Genomic DNA, 19600 nt, shown 5'->3' with positions numbered 1-19600 from the left:
GTGTCTCTCAAGCGCAAGCAAGGTCCTTTATATCAGCAAATCCAAAAAATTCTCAAAGATCGGATTCTACATGGTGTATATCCTCTCGGAAGCACGATCCCCTCTGAACCGCAGCTGGAGAAAGAATTCGGCGTCAGCAAAATGACAGTCCGCGGTGCGGTTCAAGAGCTTTCCCAGGAAGGTTACGTGCAGAAGAAAAGCGGAGTCGGTACAATTGTGATGCGGAACACCTCCCATCAGAAGCTCTCAAAGGGTAAAAGGTTTACGGAACTACTCGTAGAAGAGGGCCATAAGCTGGAAAAGAAAGTTCTGAATTCCCGGTTATTTACCAATGATACTGGTACAGAGGAGTATGGTCTCTACGGACCATGTTGCCAACGGATTGAAAGGCTCTACATTCTTAACGGACAGCCCTATATTCATCTGATTCACTTCTTGGCAGCAGTTGCTTTGCCCGGCGGAGGCAAGGAAGGCATAGATGGAGACATCCAATCGCTGTATGACTCACTGGAGGAGAACGACATATTGCTGGAAAACTTCAAAGACCGTTTCTTTGTAGAACCGGCAGCTCCTGAAGTATGCCAACTGCTGAAGATTCCCCCTGGAGTGCATGTGCTTAAGCGCCTTCGTAACTCCTTCGATGGAGAAGGCAGATTAATTGAGCACAGTATCGGCTGTTATAACACGGAACTTCATCATTATCTGGTTAGTTATGACACTTGAGGTCGGTGGACATATTGTGAAAGAAGTTGTATTCATACAAAAAAAGGGTCCTGCACTTTTAATAACAGGCCCCTTTTTGCGTAAACAACGGTTTAATCGTAAAATACCTAGAAATCCCTCAAACGATCAAATACCTCATATAAATCCTCGTGATTAACTTTACCGAATCTTCTTGATGCAGTTCCAAATTCTGCTGTAACTGATCTAGCAACGCTGCTAGAACAACATAAATCTCTTCCCCTCAATAGTTTCAATAAAGCCGGTCTTGGCATTCATCTTGTTGAAGGTTTGTGTGTAGTTCTCAAACATGGAGGCGAGCTGTTTGTGTAGAAAGCCACTCCGGTTTGCGAGAAAGCAAGCGTGTCGGAAGGTTTACCTTCCATTTCTTTCAACCGATTACCTGGCAGGCGGTATATTGTTGTAATTTTTCGGCGTACACGCAGTACACATCTCCAACATTGGGGATCATGTTATGCTCCTTTCGTTCTGCACCATTCGATGCTAAGCTACTTGTAAACCAAGGATTCTGCAGAACTAATAATAGATGAAATATATCAAAGTCATTCAGAGACTACCATTTTGGGATAGAGCCGAATAGGCTTGAATACTTTTATAAAAAGGAACGATGTCTATGGCTACAGGTATGAGCCGCAACAAAAAACTGGGTGAGTTTTTGAAATCACGGAGAAGCCGCATTCAACCGGAACAAGTTGGATTGTCAGGGTTTTATGGACAGCGAAGAACACCGGGTCTAAGGCGGGAAGAAGTAGCGGTACTGGCTGGTGTCAGTGCAACGTACTACACGTGGCTTGAACAAGGTAGGGAATTGGCAGCTTCACGAGAAGTAATGCAAAGCATAGCGAACGCGCTCCGGTTAACGCCGGAAGAGAAGAGTCATCTGTTTGACTTATGGGACCCGAATACGGAACATGAATTCCTTGCTTCGTATTCACAGCTGGAGCCAGGTTGGCAAAGTATTATTGGCCAGTTGACGCATCCTTCCTTTATTACCAATGAACGTTCTGAGGTACTTGCCTGGAATGAAGCAGCTGATACGAACCTCTTTAACTTCTCGTCGATGAATATGAATGAGCGTCTATTGATGCGGATTTTGTTCTTGGATGCAACGCTCAGGGAGCGTATGCACAATTGGGATGAATTCGCGCGGCACTCGGTAGCTGTTTTCCGTACGTATTATGATAAGTATCCGAGTGACCCCGAATTTGCCAGAATCGTGAAACAATTGAGTGAAGAAAGTGTGGATTTCCGAACGATCTGGAACCTGCACCAAATCGAATTAAAACAAGTCAATCGTGTGCTGCTTGAAACGACGGATCGTGCAGATGGTGTTGTACATGCGTACGATATCTATTCCATGAATAATCTGAACAGCCAATCAGGCATTCATTGCTGTATTTATGTTCCTGTTGTCATGTAGAAGGTTGAATAGACTAGACTAGTAATTTCTTTACTAGCATACATGGAGTGTGGTTGGGGTCTCGGGAGTGAAATAGAATGAACTTAAGCTCAAACGTAGCTATTTATCGTTTCTATTTTAATATGAAAAGAGGGAGCCTCATGCTCAAGACAAGAACGTTAGGCAATGACAAATTACGTATATCCGGGCTCGGCCTGGGTGTGATGATGATGCCGGATAATGACGAATCGGTACATACCATTCAGGGTGCACTGGATGCAGGAGTCACTATGTTTGATACGGCGGATCTGTACGGAGAGTATGAAAAAAAGCGATTCGGAGGGAATGAAAAGCTGCTTGGGCGTGCGCTTCAAGGTCGAAGATCTGACGTTGTTGTTGCCACCAAATTCGGTATTACGCACACACAGGGCCCCAAGGGAGATCCGGCCTATATCAAAAAATCAGTAGATGCGAGTCTCTACAACCTGGGAATGGATTATATCGATCTGTATTATCAACATCGTCCTGATCCGAATACCCCCATTGAAGAGACGGTAGGCACGCTTGCCGATCTGGTTCAACAGGGTAAGATTCGATATATAGGTTTGTCCGAGGCGCCGGCAGAGATCATTCGGCGTGCACATGCTGTTCATCCGATTACAGCGTTACAGACGGAATATTCCTTGTGGAGTCGAGAGCTTGAGGATGAGATTATGCCTGTCCTGCATGAATTGAACATTGGCTTGGTTCCATACAGCCCATTGGGACGTGGCTTCCTGACTGGTCAGATCCGATCTGTAGATGATTTACCAGAAGACGATTATCGTCGTCACTATCCGCGTTTCCAAGGTGAGAATTTTCAGAAAAATCTGGAGGTTGTTGGATTGATCCAAGAGATGGCTAAGCAAAAGGGATGCACGGTTTCTCAACTTGCTCTGGCCTGGTTACTTGGAAAGGGAGAACATATCGTTCCGATTCCGGGGACCCGTAATTTGGATAGAGTTCACGAGAACTTAGGAGCGTTAGAAGTTTCGCTTACGGATGAAGAGATGAAGCAGATTGATCGCATATCACCCCAAGGCATTGCAGCCGGAGGCAGATTCCCTGGCCAAGTCTAGCTCCTTAAGACAAGATTCAAGAAACCAGCAGTTTCGGATGAAAAAGAATGTATAACAGGTCAACGGTATTATCTTTCTACTCTCCGGCATACAGTACAACAATGAGATGTATGCTCAAGGAGGAGAAATGATCGTATGATAAATCCGATTTTGCAATCCCCGAATGTTCCGCTAGCTGCTGATTCCAATGCGGTTGTCAATTATCAGCGGGATTCACGCAACTACGTAACCCAGTTGTTTGGAGAACAGCTGCCGACCATTGCCAATGGTTTCTTCAACGTGTACTTAAGCAAAGGAATTATTGTGCAGCCACATTGGCACACCAATGTTACGGAGATGATTATAGTCATCACTGGTGAAATTACAGCGTCAGTTTTTAATCCGTTTACGCGTGAACGATTAACATATCGTCTGAAACCAGGTCAGGTTGTGGTATTTCCGAAAGGCTGGTTTCACTGGTTTGTTGCTGAGACAGATGACGTATATGTATTAACGATCTTTGATCAACCTACGCCTGATATTGTGTTTGGAGCAGATTTCTTGGCAGCTACACCGCCGGAGGTGGCTCACCGCGCGTACTGTTTGGATGAAGAGGCGTATGCCAGAGCAGTTGCGTCCATTAAAAATGATGCTATTCTGGGCCCACCAATAGGATGTGATACACAGGTTTCTGATCAATCGACTTCACCTTCCGAGACGTCCGTGTCACCATCCAGTAAGCTGAAGTCTTAATTCAGGATTCCTTATTCATTATCAAAGTACAGAGCCTGTAACTGGAGAATAACAGTTGCAGGTTTTTTGACGTGTCGATGTGATTATTGTATGAAGTTCATGGAGGGGTTGGCATTATATTAGAAAAAAATTCAAAAGCCTTGAGTCAGTGTGTTACGTTCTCTGTTAGTATAGTATGAACATCCAACGAAAACGGAGGACTCATTAATGAACATGTCAGAGATGGAAACACTTGAAACTGCAATGAGTTATGCACCTATCTTGATGTTTGATAGAAACGAACCCTTTTATCCGGATTTTGTTGGCATTTCTGTGCTGCATCAATCAGGGCCTTCACCATCGTTCAGAAGGGACATTGAGTTCCCAAGCGAGGTAGTCCAATACGTAATTGAATATGCAATTTGGTGGGATTATGAGATCGGACATCTGTATGAAATGGAGCATGTATGGGTTTATGTGGGCCATGACGGAGAGGTAGTAGACTGTGAAGCCAGCTTTCATGGGAAGGTATTACGTGGATTGTTGAAGGAACGGGTCAATGTGGTTGGACATCATGTATGTCTGTACTCGCAGCCTGGCAAACATGCTTTTTCACCACTTCCGGTTGTATTTGAGTTATTGCCTAATCTGTATAGTGCCACGGGTTCAAAAGCTGGATGTGATGGGCTACTTGTGAATGAGTTGTTTCAAGGTTATTTTGAAACGAATGAACAGATCGATGCTCAGGTGGAGCGTTATCTGAAGACCAAAGCGTTCGTACCTACCATGGAGTTCGAAGAATATGTATTAAAACCGGAGATGTTTATGACATGGGATAATCTGTTTGGTATTATTCCACACAGGATTAAGGATCGCTTAATGGAACTGGGGCAGTTGTATAACACATAAATAATTAGTTTTAAATGGATTTTATGTTAATTTAAAGTTTATATTTTCGCTTCGAAACCAAACTTTGTTGATTCGGGTTTGGTTTTTTTTTTTTTTTTTTTTTTTTTTTTTTTTATGGGAAAATGGACTCAGTTTTAGGAAGTGTTTATTAGACTTAAGTCTTGGAATGTGGTGTTTTATGTATCATAATAGATCATTTTTTTGCATGGGAAACGATAGAGGTTAGACATAAGAACTATACATCTTTTTATGTAGCTATAAGAAGAGCACGCGACATGACAGTTTTTTTGAGATGCCTGTGTGTGTCAATGTATACTGTTAATTATACGTATATGTGTAAGGAGTGGAAACGATTTTATAGGTAAAAAGTCTAAATTGTATTAAAAAGAAGTTTCTTTATGTCTGAAATAAAAATTCATAATAGTGCAATTTTATAGAAATAAAAATTTTCTATTCAGTTTTAATATATTTATGTCGAAATAGATCGTAAGTTGTCTGGAGCGCGACCTAGAGAAGGGTTTACCAACCAAGCGTTATATACATAACTGGACACTACGATGCCTAGGAGGAGATTACATGAAGTGGTTTGGAAACTTGAAAACAGCAACAAAGATTATCTCAGCATTTTTAATTGTGTCGATAATCCTCGCGTCGCTTGGCGTCTACTCGGTAGTAACATTGAGAAGTACGAATGAACGAATGCAAGAGATGTATAACAACAATCTGATCTCAGTTAGAGAACTGTCCTCAGCTCAGGTTGATTATCAGAGATTGCGAGTTAACGTGCGAGATCTGAATTATGAAACGGTAGCATCAGAACAGACCAAAGTTACGGAAAATATCGCTACAATTCGTCAATCCATGGAGGAGCGACTTGCTGCGTATCGTCCTCTTGCTACTACCCCGGAAGAAACGGAACTGCTTCGTAAGTTAGATACCCAATATACCAGCTATATGAAACTTTATGATCAAGGCGTCACTATGGCAGTAACAGATGATGATGCAGCTTTCATCACATTCCTGAAATCATCATTGAAATCTCCGGGTGATGAGGTTGTAAAAACACTCTCAGACCTGGTGGATCTCAATGTAAGGTTGGCAGAGCAGGCTAACACGAAGTCGGAAGAAGCTTACACAACTTCCTTTGCAGTAACCATTGTTATGGTCGTTGCATCCGTCCTCTTCAGTGTCCTCATTGGTTATATCATCGCTCGCTCCATTTCGAAGCCACTCATGGCCATGCTGGGTCTAGCTACGGAAGTTTCCAACGGAAACCTGACCCTTAAGTCAGACATCTCTAGCAAAGATGAAGTCGGTCAACTGGCTGCGGCATTGAATCGTATGGTCGACAACCTGAAAGAGTTAATCAACAATATCGTGATGAACTCCCAAAGTGTTGCCGCTTCTTCGGAACAGATCTCAGCCAGTACACAGGAAATCGCAAGTACCAGCACAAGTCAATCCAGCGAGGCAGGAAACATCTCCGAATTGTTCAAGGAGCTTTCACTTGCCATTAACTCCGTCGCTGCAAGTGCGGAAGAAGCGGCTGAATTGTCCAATGATACTGTGAAGACTGCGCGTGAAGGCGGACTTGTTGTACAGACTTCATTGGAAGGTATGCAAGCTGTTAATACGAAAATGACCAAGCTTGAAGATGATTCTCGTAAAATCGGTGACATCATTGAAGTGATTGACGATATCGCTGAGCAGACCAATCTGCTTGCGCTGAATGCAGCAATTGAAGCGGCACGTGCGGGAGAACAAGGGCGAGGGTTTGCCGTAGTAGCAGATGAAGTCCGGAAGCTTGCAGAACGAAGCGGCGAGGCGACCAAAGAAATTACAGCCATCATCAAAGCGATGCAGGAAAATACGAGACAAAGTGTACAGGCAGTTGCAGCCAGTGTTGAGCAGTCTTCCATGACTGGACAGGCGTTTGATCAGATTATTGATATGGTCAATAACTCCTCACAGAAAGTAAACGAAATTGCAGCTGCATGTGAGGAAGAGGCGGCTCAAGCGGCAGAAGTGATGAGTTCTGTTGAATCCATCTCGGCTTCCAGTGAGGAATCCGCGGCTGCATCAGAAGAGACTGCGGCAACCTGCCAGTCATTGGCACATCTGGCAGAAGAGCTGGCGAAATCTGCGGCTGCCTTCAAAACCCATTAAAACAAATTGAATTGAGGGTGAATCGATGTCTTCACTTCAGAAGGAACAATATATTGAGCTGTCGGTAGGTGCAGAGACTTGCGCCATTCGAATCGAAGAAATTCACGAAATTATTAAAATGCTCAGCATTACAGATATCCCATTCAGCCGTCCAGAGATCAAAGGGGTAGTTAATTTGCGTGGCAAGGTTGTATGTGTGATGAGCCTGCGCAACCTGCTGGGTATGCCGGATGAACCGGATACCAGAGCAACTCGAATTATCGTAGTTCGGTATCAGGATGAATATATTGGCTTAATCGTGGATCGGGTGAACAAGGTAACCACATATTCGGAAATACATCCGCCAACCGGAGGTTACGGTCGTAACCGTGAAGGGGCATTCCATGGTGTAGGTCAACATGGAGACGAGCTTGTGGGCATTTTGAAATTGGACGAAATATTGGGCGGTTAGGGAGGAATACACGAATGATGGATTTGTCTGCCTACCGTGACATCTTTATCGAAGAACTGAATGATCAACTGGAACGGATGGATCAGTCTTTGCTGGCATTGGAGCTTTCGCCTTCTGTTGAACTGGTTCAAACGCTGTTTCGGGCAGCTCATACCATCAAGGGATCGGCATCGACAATGGATTTTCGTGAATTAAGCGACCTCACTCATGAGGTGGAGTATGCTCTTGAATGGGTCCGGGAGAAAAAACCCGAGATGACTTCGGAGCTAATTGATACGTTGTTCCGTTCTTTGGACGCCATGAAGGTGCTTCGCGATCAGTATATCCGTGGGGAAGCCTATGCAGACTTTCGAGCGGTAGTACGAGAAATAAAGGATCTAATTCAAACCCCGGCAGTAGTCGGAAAACTTGTAACACCTCAATTGCAACCAGCAGAATCGATTGTTGCACAGGTTGCTGTCGTGTCAGGCAAGCACCTACTGTCCATTCACATTGTGCTTGAGCATAAGTGTATGATGAAAGCAGCCAGATATCATATTTTGCGCCAACGCATTGAGGACATATGTGGGACGGTGGTTACAACTTCTCTCATGGAGATGCAACCGGGCGCACAGAATGAAGATGACCATTATAGTCAGTTCATCATTATCGTGGCAACTTCGAAGGACCGTCAGCAGCTTGAGACAGAATTGTCTACAGACTCGGATATTCATATGTTGGAGATTCATCCATATATGCTGGAATCCAATGAGGTTACAGCGACTTTTGCACCAGTTGAATTAATCTCTGAACCAGTGCACACAAAACCAAGCTTGCCTACCGTGACTACATCAGGCTCGGGCTCGGATGAGAAAGTGAAAGCTGCTCAACCTACAGTTCGTGTGAGTGTTGAACGTCTGGACCATTTGATGAATTTGGTCGGTGAACTGCTAATTGATCAGACATCCCTTGCAGATCTGAGTGGATCGGGTGCGCGTAAGGAGTCTTCCTCACTCATCCAGAGTATTGGTGGAGTATCTGATCATATGGGCAGGGTTATCAAGGAACTGCAAGAAGGTGTAATGAAGACACGGATGTTACCCATCGATCAACTATTCAGTCGCTTCCCGAGATTGGTTCGTGATCTTTCGCAGAAGCTGGGTAAAGATCTGGAACTGGTTATTCAAGGTGGAGAGACTGAACTTGACCGGATGATTATTGAAGAATTGAGTGACCCGCTAATCCATCTCATCCGCAACAGTGCAGATCATGGCATTGAAAGCGCAGAGGTTCGTGGAGAGCTAGGGAAGCCGTCCAAGGGACGTATTACCTTAACTTCGTTCCATGAAGAGAATCATGTCGTTATTCGGTATTCGGATGATGGCAAAGGGATCGATGGGGAGAAGATTAAGGCTTCCGCTTTGGGCAAAGGCATTATTAGTGAGGAACAGGCTGCACGCCTATCGACACAGGAGGCTGTACATCTCATATTTGAGCCCGGTTTTTCCACAGCTTCTTCTGTAAGTGAAGTATCAGGTCGCGGCGTTGGAATGGACATTGTGCGCAGCCAGATCGGGCGGCTTAACGGTATCATTGATATTGATACGGAGGTTGGTGTTGGTACCACGTTTACGATTCGTCTACCGCTCACTTTGGCGATTATTAAAGGTCTGTTAGTCAAAGTATCGGGTCGTGTTCTGATCCTGCCAATGTACAATGTGGCCGAAATTGTTCGAATTTCACCTGAAGATATTCAGATGATCCAGGGGCAACAAGCGATCCTGAATCATGGACGCATAGTACCCTTTCACCGACTATGTGACAGACTGAACTATCCACGAACGGAACGTAAATCGAAAACCATTCCACTGGTAATTGTGCGTTCCGTCGACAAAATTGCAGCATATGCAGTAGATGAGATCATCGGAAATCAGGAAGTCGTTATAAAGACACTCGGTACGTATCTGGGTGCGATGAACCATCTTTCTGGTGCAACAATCCTTGGTAATGGTAAGGTTGCTCTTATATTGGACGCCTCCTACCTGGTCAGTCATTAATCGTTAGATTAACATTATGCAGGCCCAAGAGCCTCATCATCCATAACGGGATGGTGGGGCTCTTCGTTGTACTTTTTGACATGGTGACCACTCAGGATTTGAAAATAAGATCCATAAACCGGTTGGCAGCCAAAGAAATCGGCATATTGCGCTTGGTCATAATCCCCACATGGGAAGGGGGGAGCGGGACATCAAGCTGAATTTCGAAGAGAGAACCTTCCTCCAGCTCTTTGGAGATAAACTCACGTGTGACATAGGAAATACCCAGTCCTCGACGCGCAAACTCAATCAACAGATCAACGCTACCGACCTCAATCTCAGGCTTCAACGTGTAATTATAGCTGTTAAACAACTCGGTTATAGCCATCCGAACCCGACTGTTCCGGGAGAAGAGGATCAGTTGATGCTCTAGAAGCATCTCAAGTGTCATGACTTTACCCTTCAACTGAGCATAACGTTCCCCAGCTACAAAACAGTCTTTCAACTGAATGCTTTCTCTGACTTCGAGCTGCGGATCAACAATGGGCATCCGAACAACACCAAGATCGATCTTGCCTTCTTTCAGAAAGGTAATCACTTCCGGCGTTGTTCCATGACTCAGATGTAGCTTGATGTTAGGGTACAAAGTGTGGAATTCCTCTAGATACGCCAGCATGTAATGCTTGAACAGGGAGTCACTGCCACCAATCCGGAGTTCACCATTATCTAGATTCTTTAGTGCGGCCATTTTTTCTTCCGCAAGTGAGATCAGAATCTGGGATTGTTCAATATAGGAGTATAGACTGGCACCTTCCTGTGTCAAAGCTACACCCTTGGAATTTCGATAAAACAAGGTAAGACCAAAGCTCTCTTCCAATTGCTTAATGGCATGACTGACGCTGGGTTGAGTGATATACAGTGCTTTTGCAGCCTGTGTCAAACTTCCCGTTTTGGCGGCCCAATAAAAGACTTTATATAGTTCGTAATTTGTAGTCATAGATGTTGTCTATAGCTCCTGTGAAATATATTAATTACTTGTATGGCTATAAAACGTATTATAGTGTAACTACAACAAAGAAACCAGAGTTACTTGGAAGGAGAACGGTGAGATGGAACCAACTACCATTGTTTTATTTGGTGCTACTGGCGATTTAGCCAAAAGAAAAATATATCCTGCCTTATATAACTTATATCTTGAGCAGAAGCTTCCTGAAACCTTCTCATTGATTGGTCTGGGGCGTAGAGAGTGGTCTGATGAATTCTTTCAGGCACAAGTGGAAAAGTCATTAAATGAATTTTCCAGACGCCAGGCAGATCCTGAAGTTGTGAAGTCATTTGTGAAAGCTTTTCGCTACAGTGTATTGAATATAAGCCATAAGGAAGATTATATAAAGCTGTTGGGATTAGTTGAACAAAGAGAAGCTGAGCTTGGCATTCCGTCTAACCGCTTGTTCTATCTCTCGGTTGGTCCGGAATTCTTCGAACCCATTGCCGAGAACATTCAACAAAGTGGGCTGGGTTCCACAGAGGGCTGGAAACGTCTCGTCATCGAGAAGCCATTTGGTCACGATCTGCAGTCCGCCCGAGACCTTAATCGCAAATTAAGCGAATCGTTCACGGAGGAAGAGATTTATCGGATTGACCACTATTTGGGCAAACCGATGGTACAGCGCCTGGAGACGTTACATCAGAGTAACCCAATCATGAAGGCGTTGTGGAACAACCGCTACATCTCCAATGTGCAAATTACGGCTAATGAGACTGTAGGTGTCGAAGAACGTGCATCCTATTATGATCATGTAGGTGCAGTGCGAGACATGTTCCAGAATCATATGTTGCAATTGCTCATGATGATGGCGATTCAGCTTCCATACAACAGTACTTCCGAAAAAGTTGGATTGAAGAAAAAGCACATTATGGAATCAATCCAGCCGTTACAAAAGCAAACCGTGGGCGCAAGCATCATCCGTGGACAGTATGCAGAAGGCAACATTCAAGGCAAACCGGTAAATGCTTATGCTGCTGAACCGGGTGTAGCAGAGATTACGGTGAATGACACATTCATTGCTGCCAAATTGCAAATTGATGATTTCTTCTGGCGCGGTGTTCCGTTTTACATTCGTACGGGTAAAAGAATGAAGGAGAAATCAACACGTATCGTGATTGAATTCAAAGAACCTTCAGGACAAACGAATGTGCTGAAAAACAAGGGTTCCAAGCCAAACCTGCTCGTCATTGAGATGAGCCCGGATCAGAGCATGACATTGCAACTGAATGCAAGTGATCCTGAGAATAAAGGTGAATTCAAACCGGTTCATATCGATCTTTCTCCGGATAAAGGTGACCTTGCGGAAGCTTACGAGAATCTGATTCGTGATGCTTTGCTGGGTGATCCAACATTCTTTGCCCACTGGGATGAAGTAGAATTGTCATGGGCATGGGTGCAACCTATTCTGGATGCATTCCAGGAAAATCTGTTGCCACTTCACCTGTATCCTGCAGGTAGCTATGGTCCAGCTGAATCAGATGCTATGCTTGAAGAAGATGGTCACCACTGGTGGTTTGATGAGCCGGCGGATCAGGAGTCTGTAGTTACGAACAGCATACCCTTGGCGGTTAATGCGAATCTCTAAACCATACTAAAAAATATATCTGGAGGTAATTTAATCATGAAATTTTTTATCGATACAGCTAACGTGGAAGATATCCAAAAAGCATACAAAATCGGCGTATTGTCTGGTGTAACAACTAACCCATCTTTGGTAGCCAAAGAAGGCGTGAAATTCGAAGATCGTATTGAAGAAATCTTGCGTTTGGTACCTGAAGTCGAGTCCGTTTCTGCGGAAGTGACACCAGATGCCCTTACTGCTGAAGATATGATTGCACAAGCAAACGAATTGATCAAAATTAATAACAGCGACAAAAACATTACGATCAAATTGCCAATGACACTTGCAGGACTTGAAGCTTGCCGTTACTTGACCAAAAAAGGCGTGAAAACCAACGTAACGTTGATCTTCACTGTGAACCAGGCGCTTCTGGCTGCTCGTGCTGGTGCGACATATGTATCTCCATTCCTGGGACGTCTTGATGATATCTCTGAGGATGGCGTACAATTGGTTACCAAAATTGCTGAATTGTTCCGTACACATAACCTGGATGCACAGATTATTGCGGCTTCCGTAAGACATCCGGATCACGTTACACGTGTAGCAATGGCGGGAGCACATATCGCGACTGTTCCATTCTCCGTCATTGAACAAATCTCCAAACACCCACTGACAGATCAAGGTATGGACAAATTTGCAGCGGACTGGAAAAAAACAGTACAATAATCACTGAGCATTTATTTGTTTCAACTTATAATAAATACGTGTTCAAAAATGTCGGTTTTCAGTACCCCTTCGGAATTAAAAGCGGACTTTTTGAACACCCTCTATAAACTATATAAATCATGGAGCATTGGGAGGATATAATGAGTAAACAACAGATCGGTGTTATTGGATTGGCAGTAATGGGTAAAAACCTGGCTTTGAATATTGAAAGTAAAGGGTTCTCGGTATCGGTATTTAACCGTTCCCCAGAGAAAACCCATGATCTTCTGAAAGAAGCAGAAGGTAAAAACCTGACAGGTGCTTTCACAATTGAAGAATTCGTGGAATCCCTGGAGTCTCCGCGCAAAATTCTGATCATGGTACAAGCAGGTAAAGCAACAGATGCAACCATCGAACAACTGCTTCCTCATCTGGATCAAGGCGATATTATTATCGATGGAGGTAATGCTTACTTCCCTGACACTCAACGTCGCAGTAAAGAACTGGAAGAAAAAGGCTTCCGCTTCATCGGTGCAGGTGTATCCGGTGGTGAAGAAGGCGCACTGAAAGGCCCGGCAATCATGCCAGGCGGTCAGGAAAGTGCTTATCAGTTGGTAGAACCGATCCTTACAGCAATCTCCGCCAAAGTGGGCGATGATGCATGCAGCACTTATATCGGACCAGACGGTGCGGGACACTATGTAAAAATGGTGCATAACGGTATCGAGTACGGAGATATGCAGTTGATTGGTGAAGCTTACCACCTGCTCAAATCCGTATTGAACGTTTCGGTTGAAGAGTTGCATGAGATCTTCACCGAGTGGAATCAAGGGGAGCTGGACAGCTACCTGATCGAAATCACGGCAGACATCTTCTCCAAATATGATCCAGAAACAGGCAAGCCGATGGTTGATGTCATTCTGGACGCGGCTGGACAAAAAGGAACAGGTAAATGGACAAGCCAAAGCGCGCTGGATCTCGGCGTTCCATTGTCCATGATTACGGAATCCGTATTCTCCCGTTTCTTGTCTGCCATGAAGGACGAGCGTGTAGCAGCTAGCAAAATTCTGAATGGACCAGCAACTGAAGCATTCTCTGGTGACAAAAAAGCGTTCATCGAGAACGTGCGTAAAGCGCTGTTTGCAAGTAAAATCGTATCCTACGCTCAAGGATTTGCACAAATGCGTGCAGCTTCCGACGAGTATGGTTGGGATCTGAAATACGGCAACATTGCCATGATCTTCCGTGGCGGATGTATCATCCGTTCGCAATTCCTGCAAAACATTAAAGAGGCATATGACAAAGATGCAGCACTGAAAAACCTGCTGCTTGATCCATACTTCCAAAACATCGTTGAGTCTTATCAAGGTGCATGGCGTGAAGTTATAGCGGCTGCTGTAAAACAAGGTATTCCAGTACCTGGCTTCTCCAGTGCTCTTTCTTACTACGACAGCTACCGTACAGAGCGTTTGCCAGCAAACTTGCTGCAAGCACAACGTGACTACTTCGGTGCTCACACCTTCAAACGTGTGGACAAAGAAGGTTCATTCCACTTCCAGTGGATGGATACGAACGAGTAATATCCGTTCCGAATATATAGCATTCTTGCAGTCATTCATGAATTCAACCTCATGGCACCTGCAAGGGTGCTTTTTCTCGTTAATGGTTCGAATTTGAATATTATCAAATTGTAATAAAATGTACGAATCTGGGTTGGGCAAACAGATGATCTGACCCTTCAACTACGTTATACTTGTTCAGACGGATTTACATCCGTGATAAAAATTCAGCATACAACTTATTGACGTGGAGGTTAGACCGGGCATGTTTGTATTAATGGGTATATTGTTTTTGGTGATATACGGTTTATTAGTGTTCTACATAGGCTGGAGCGGTTGGAGTTGGATGAAACCAGTCGTGTCCGCCAGATTTCGATGGTTTTATATTATAGCGCTTGTATTCCTTGCCGTTTCCTTCATTTTGGCACGTGTGTTTGGAAGTATCTCATTTCTCAGTATTATCGGTTCTTACTGGCTGGCTATCTTCTCGTTGTTATTGCTGATCCTGCCTGTCGTTCATCTTACGATGTGGTTGTTGAAGTTAACCCGTATTCCAAGACATCACACACAGAAATGGGCGGGTGTCGTTACGCTGGTGCTGTTAGTGTCCACAATGGGTTATGGAATTTTCAATGCTTACAGTCCGGTAGTGAGAACATATAATATCCAGATTGATAAAAAAGTAGAAGGTGTAGACAAGCTGAACATTGTCATGGCTGCCGATATGCACTTTGGATTACTGTCTGGCCCTGCTCATGCTAAACGTATGGTAGAGGAGATTAATGCGTTGAAGCCAGACCTGGTGCTGTATCCGGGAGATATTATTGATGACAATCTGGACATGTATCTGAATAGCGGAATAGCGGATATTATCAGTGACATTCAGGCTCCATACGGTGTCTATGCTTCTCTCGGGAATCACGATAAGTTCGATGGTCCAATTGAAGATCTCATCGCTGCGCTGGAGAAGAGCAACATGCAAGTATTATATGATGACAAGATTGTACTGGATGACAAGATCACTCTCATTGGACGGAAAGACCGGACAGAGAAGGATCGTGCAGAAGTGGCTACTTTAATGCAAAATGCGGACTTGAGCCAACCGGTACTTATGATGGATCACCAGCCATATGATCTGGATATTGCGGAACAGAACAATGTAGATTTGGTGGTATCCGGTCATACTCACCGCGGTCAGATTGCACCTGCTCAGTTCATCACACAGGCTATTTATGAGAATGATTGGGGTTATCTGCAAAAGGGCTCCATGCATTCTATTGTAACCTCAGGATTTGGCTTCTGGGGACCTCCAATTCGCACAAGTAGTCGTTCGGAGATTGTGCAGATTAATGTGACGTTCCAGTAAATGATGAAGGCCCTTCGAGAGAAGGGCCTTTTAATAACTATAGTTTAACCATTTTCTTGGATTTGAAGTTCCATTCGTAGACTTCCCCTGTGTACATGTGGATGTAGTAAAGGCCATAAGTCACTTCATACGTTTCTCTGTCTGAGAATGAACGCATTACATAAAAATCTCCGTCTTTGGATTCCTCTCCAACAGTTAGGCTATACATTTCGATTTCTTTCTTAATTTTTTTATATAACAGTTCAAACGCTTGATTCCCTGTTAGTTTAACTAATGGTTGTTTGCCAATGTACAGATTGTTAGACTTTAAAGCTACGTTCTCACCAAGTGCAGTACTTATACTTCTAACTGGTACATATGTAGTATTGTTAAAAGTTATTGCATTAGCTGTCGACTTCTTTGTTCCATCTACATAAATATTTACTTTCTGTAGTAAAGCTTTTATGGGCGTTCCTGATGCTGCATAAGCTGTAACTCCTGTAAGCATTGATCCAATTGTGATACCAATGATTAATCCTTTTACTTTGTCCCTCACGAATAAATCTCCTTTATAAATTACTCCGTACATTTAGATCATTTCTCTGTTAAAGGTGAGAAATCCTTCAAAACATTTACTTTAGTTATAATCTCATTCGTTTCAAGCGGTAAGTCATTGTGAATTTTTTGGTTGAATCTGCATCAACATGTGAATATTAAAACATATGTATCCTTAAAGGTAAGCTTAGTCAAATGACTCAAGTAATAAGGGAATGAAGTGGAATAGAAATGGCAGTATTTGTGGTTGACACCGTTTTCAGGTTATGATAAATTAGATCCGAGGCTTGTTACCGGTAATGCGGGCAAAACCACTATGGAAATGATTTTATTATTTCTGTTTTGGTTTTGCCCTTTTTTATTCCTCAAAAAAAACCAGGTGGGTCCATAATGATTATTAAACAGATATTTAATAACAATATTGTCAGTACCGTGGATGACAAAAATCAGGAACTGCTGATCCTCGGCCGGGGTATCGGATTCAAGTTCAAAGCAGGCGATGAGATTGATGAAGAGCGGATTGAGAAGGTATTTCGTCTTAAGGATACATCGATCTATGAGAAATTTAAATCCATCGTAGCTGAAGTGCCTATTGAGATTCTGCAGGCAACAGATGATATTGTGACACTCGCACGAACACAATTGAACAAAACCATCAGTGACGGGATCTATGTCTCGCTATCGGATCACATTCATTTTGCTGTTCAACGCTTGGAAAAAGGAATGATTACTCGTAATCCACTTTCTTGGGAAGTTCAGCACTTCTATAAGGCGGAGTATGATGTGGCCAGAGAAGCACTGACCTTGCTGAAGGAAAGATTGGATATTGAGTTCCCCAAAGATGAAATCTGTAATATTGCACTACATTTCATCAATGCGGAAGTGAATGATTCCATGAACGATGTCACCCATCTCATGCAGCTGTTGCAGGAGATTATGAATATCATCAAATATCACTTCAACATCGAATTGGATGAAGATAGCGTCAATTATTTCCGCTTCATCACCCATTTGAAGTATTTCTGTCAGCGTGTCATTACCCATTCTTCACATGATGATGCCGAGGAGTATTTGTATGAAGTGGTTCGGAAAAACTATCCGGAGACATTCAAGTGTATTGGTAAGATCGAGACTTTTATCCATAAGAACTATCAGTATGACATGACTCACTCGGAGCAGTTATATCTAACGCTCCATCTGGAACGTCTGATGAAAACCAAGCGGGACGTATAATGTTCACGCAACAGTATGAAATTACAACTGGATACCCTATGGGCTTGTTACTGTTCAATCAGGCAATACCCGAATGAGATGGCGCCATATTTTTGCGCTATATTCATTCGGGTATTTTTTATTGGAAAAATGAGGAGGAAAACATCATGAAACATCAAGAAGCGGCGCAGGAAATCATCAAAGCCGTTGGGGGAACTAAAAATATCAATTCAGTGTATCACTGTGTTACACGTTTGCGTTTTGATCTGAAAGACAACGATAAAGTCGATAACGGTTCACTCAATAAACTGGACAAAGTCATGGGTACAAACATTTCGGGTGACCAATTTCAGGTCATTATCGGTAATGATGTGTCGAAAGTATTCGACGTCATGGTGAAGGAACATCCAGCGATCCAGCAAAGTACGGAAAATAAAGAGCCTAAATCGGATAAAAAACAAAATGTAGTACTGAAAATTTTTGAAACAATCGCAGGTGTCTTCGCCCCTATGCTTCCGGCGATTACAGCGGCAGGTATGCTCAAAGGATTACTCGCCCTGTTTGTGTCCTTAGGTTGGATGTCTGCTGGAACAGATACGTACCGTATTCTTTCAGCCATTGGTGACGGCGTATTCCATTACCTGCCTTTACTGATTGCAGTCAGCGCGGCTCGTAAATTCGGCAGTAATCCATTTGTCGCGATTGCACTGGGAACAGCACTAATGTATCCAGACATGACAGCATTACTATCTAGCGGTGAATCGGTTGGATTCTTGGGAATTCCGGTTACAGCAGTAAGTTATGCTTCATCGGTTATCCCGATTCTTCTTGCAGTATGGTTGATGTCCTATGTTGAGAAATGGGTTGACCGTGTTATCCCTGCTGCACTCAAGCTATTGCTTGTGCCGCTGATTACCTTGCTTGTAATGGTTCCGGTAACGCTGATTGCGATCGGTCCATTGGGTACATTTGTAGGTAGCGGATTGTCTGGCGGCATCAACTGGCTGCTGAATGAAGGCGGATTGATTGCAGGTATTGTTCTGGGCGGCGCGATGGCGCTCATTATTATGACAGGAATGCACTATGCACTTGTGCCGATCATCCTGAGTAATATCGCTACACTGGGCTTTGATAAATTCTTGCCATTGACCTTTATCTCCAATATGGGTCAGGCTGGTGCAACACTCGGCGTATTCTTCCGGGCAAAAGATAAAAAACTCAAAACCGTGGCATTGTCAACGAGCTTCACAGCACTCATGGGTGTAACGGAGCCGGCTATGTACGGGGTTAACATGAAGTATAAAAAACCATTTGCCGCAGCGATGATTGGTAGCGCAGTCGGTGGCGGCTTCGCCCTTGCTTTTGGCGCAAAAGCGTATGTGCTTGCAGGTAACGGTGGTCTCCCAGGACTTCCTTCCCTGATCGGTCAAACGTTCTGGTATTCCTTTGGCGGTATGATTCTTGCATTTGTTGTAGGTACGATTATGTCTACGATATTCGGTATTAAGGAAGAAGAAGGAGATGCTGAGGCATTGGCTCAATTCTCACCAGGCGCTTCTTCTGCGGCAGCGACAGCACCTTCAAGCGGTGCTGCAAGCGTGAACGTGGACGACATGGGCGCTCCAACACCAACGAGTAATGCGGTAGCCGTTGCACCAATGACAGGTAAATCCATCCCGCTCAAAGAAGTCAATGATCCAACATTCGGTGATGAATTGATGGGTAAAGGTGTGGCATTTGTTCCTACGGTGGGTGAATTGGTATCTCCAGTGACGGGTACGATCATGAATGTGTTCAAAACGAAACATGCGATTGTTGTCCGCAGTGATAACGGAATGGAATTGCTGATTCATGTTGGAATCAACACGGTGAAGCTGCGTGGACAGTACTTCGATGCACATGTTGCTACAGGAGCACGTGTACAAGCCGGAGACAAGTTGCTCACATTTGAACTGGCCGAGATTGCCAAAGAATACGACATTACAACTGCTATGGTTGTTACCAATACAGCGGATTACAAGCAGGTTCTACCTGTGAAATTGGGCGAAATCACGATGGGTGAAGACGTCTTGAAAGCCGAAATCTAAACTGTATTAAATAGACAA

Annotated in this window: 16 protein-coding genes; 14 read left to right on the top strand and 2 right to left on the bottom strand. The window is 43.9% G+C overall.

What is annotated here, in order from left to right:
* The 8 genes from AB4111_RS13360 (at position 1) to AB4111_RS13325 (ending at position 9531) form a co-directional block, all read left to right on the top strand.
* Positions 1 to 723 (top strand): GntR family transcriptional regulator, encoded by a 723-nt coding sequence (locus AB4111_RS13360; protein ID WP_442031999.1) that lies wholly within the window; start codon positions 1 to 3, stop codon positions 721 to 723.
* Between the two features lie 631 nt (positions 724 to 1354).
* On the top strand, positions 1355 to 2161 hold the full coding sequence (locus AB4111_RS13355; protein ID WP_442031998.1) for a helix-turn-helix transcriptional regulator: 807 nt from the start codon (positions 1355 to 1357) through the stop codon (positions 2159 to 2161).
* A 140-nt stretch (positions 2162 to 2301) separates the two neighbouring features.
* A complete protein-coding gene (locus tag AB4111_RS13350) occupies positions 2302 to 3258 on the top strand; it encodes an aldo/keto reductase (protein ID WP_442031997.1) in 957 nt (318 codons plus the stop codon).
* A 135-nt stretch (positions 3259 to 3393) separates the two neighbouring features.
* Positions 3394 to 3990 (top strand): cupin domain-containing protein, encoded by a 597-nt coding sequence (locus AB4111_RS13345; protein ID WP_442031996.1) that lies wholly within the window; start codon positions 3394 to 3396, stop codon positions 3988 to 3990.
* 207 nt (positions 3991 to 4197) lie between these two features.
* Positions 4198 to 4878 (top strand): hypothetical protein, encoded by a 681-nt coding sequence (locus tag AB4111_RS13340; protein ID WP_442031995.1) that lies wholly within the window; start codon positions 4198 to 4200, stop codon positions 4876 to 4878.
* Between the two features lie 576 nt (positions 4879 to 5454).
* Complete coding sequence (locus AB4111_RS13335) at positions 5455 to 7044, top strand: methyl-accepting chemotaxis protein (protein WP_442031994.1); 1590 nt, start codon at positions 5455 to 5457, stop codon at positions 7042 to 7044.
* A 25-nt stretch (positions 7045 to 7069) separates the two neighbouring features.
* A complete protein-coding gene (locus tag AB4111_RS13330) occupies positions 7070 to 7495 on the top strand; it encodes a chemotaxis protein CheW (RefSeq protein WP_442031993.1) in 426 nt (141 codons plus the stop codon).
* A gap of 14 nt (positions 7496 to 7509) precedes the next feature.
* Positions 7510 to 9531 carry a chemotaxis protein CheW gene (locus AB4111_RS13325; protein ID WP_442031992.1) on the top strand — a complete coding sequence of 674 codons (2022 nt, stop codon included), beginning with the start codon at positions 7510 to 7512 and terminating at the stop codon, positions 9529 to 9531.
* 91 nt (positions 9532 to 9622) lie between these two features.
* Here the strand turns inward: AB4111_RS13325 and AB4111_RS13320 are convergent, their stop codons facing one another.
* The gene (locus tag AB4111_RS13320; protein WP_036672843.1) at positions 9623 to 10507 is read right to left on the bottom strand and encodes a LysR family transcriptional regulator; all 885 of its coding nucleotides are present in this window, start codon (positions 10505 to 10507) and stop codon (positions 9623 to 9625) included.
* A gap of 112 nt (positions 10508 to 10619) precedes the next feature.
* Between AB4111_RS13320 and zwf the strand changes: the two genes are divergently transcribed.
* The 4 genes from zwf (at position 10620) to AB4111_RS13300 (ending at position 15749) form a co-directional block, all read left to right on the top strand.
* The gene (gene zwf / locus AB4111_RS13315) at positions 10620 to 12143 is read left to right on the top strand and encodes a glucose-6-phosphate dehydrogenase (protein ID WP_442031991.1); all 1524 of its coding nucleotides are present in this window, start codon (positions 10620 to 10622) and stop codon (positions 12141 to 12143) included.
* 36 nt (positions 12144 to 12179) lie between these two features.
* A complete protein-coding gene (gene fsa, locus AB4111_RS13310) occupies positions 12180 to 12845 on the top strand; it encodes a fructose-6-phosphate aldolase (RefSeq protein WP_091020607.1) in 666 nt (221 codons plus the stop codon).
* A gap of 140 nt (positions 12846 to 12985) precedes the next feature.
* Positions 12986 to 14404, top strand: coding sequence for an NADP-dependent phosphogluconate dehydrogenase (gene gndA, locus AB4111_RS13305; RefSeq protein ID WP_253438175.1), 1419 nt, complete (start codon positions 12986 to 12988; stop codon positions 14402 to 14404).
* Positions 14405 to 14648: 244 nt separating this feature from the next.
* A complete protein-coding gene (locus AB4111_RS13300) occupies positions 14649 to 15749 on the top strand; it encodes a metallophosphoesterase (protein WP_442031990.1) in 1101 nt (366 codons plus the stop codon).
* 37 nt (positions 15750 to 15786) lie between these two features.
* On the opposite strand, the gene AB4111_RS13295 is transcribed toward AB4111_RS13300, so the two are convergent.
* Positions 15787 to 16284, bottom strand: coding sequence for a stalk domain-containing protein (locus AB4111_RS13295; RefSeq protein WP_442031989.1), 498 nt, complete (start codon positions 16282 to 16284; stop codon positions 15787 to 15789).
* 389 nt (positions 16285 to 16673) lie between these two features.
* Here AB4111_RS13295 and licT point away from each other — a divergent pair, with 389 nt between their 5' ends.
* Entirely contained in the window at positions 16674 to 17516 is an 843-nt protein-coding gene (gene licT / locus AB4111_RS13290; RefSeq protein ID WP_442031988.1) for a BglG family transcription antiterminator LicT, read from the top strand.
* Between the two features lie 146 nt (positions 17517 to 17662).
* A complete protein-coding gene (locus tag AB4111_RS13285; RefSeq protein ID WP_442031987.1) occupies positions 17663 to 19582 on the top strand; it encodes a beta-glucoside-specific PTS transporter subunit IIABC in 1920 nt (639 codons plus the stop codon).
* The last annotated feature ends 18 nt before the right edge of the window (positions 19583 to 19600 follow it).

It is taken from the genome of Paenibacillus sp. 2KB_22, assembly GCF_052115745.1.
Taxonomy (GTDB): domain Bacteria; phylum Bacillota; class Bacilli; order Paenibacillales; family Paenibacillaceae; genus Paenibacillus.
The sequence above is the reverse complement of the archived record's forward strand: the minus strand, read 5'-3'. Positions and strand labels throughout refer to the sequence as shown.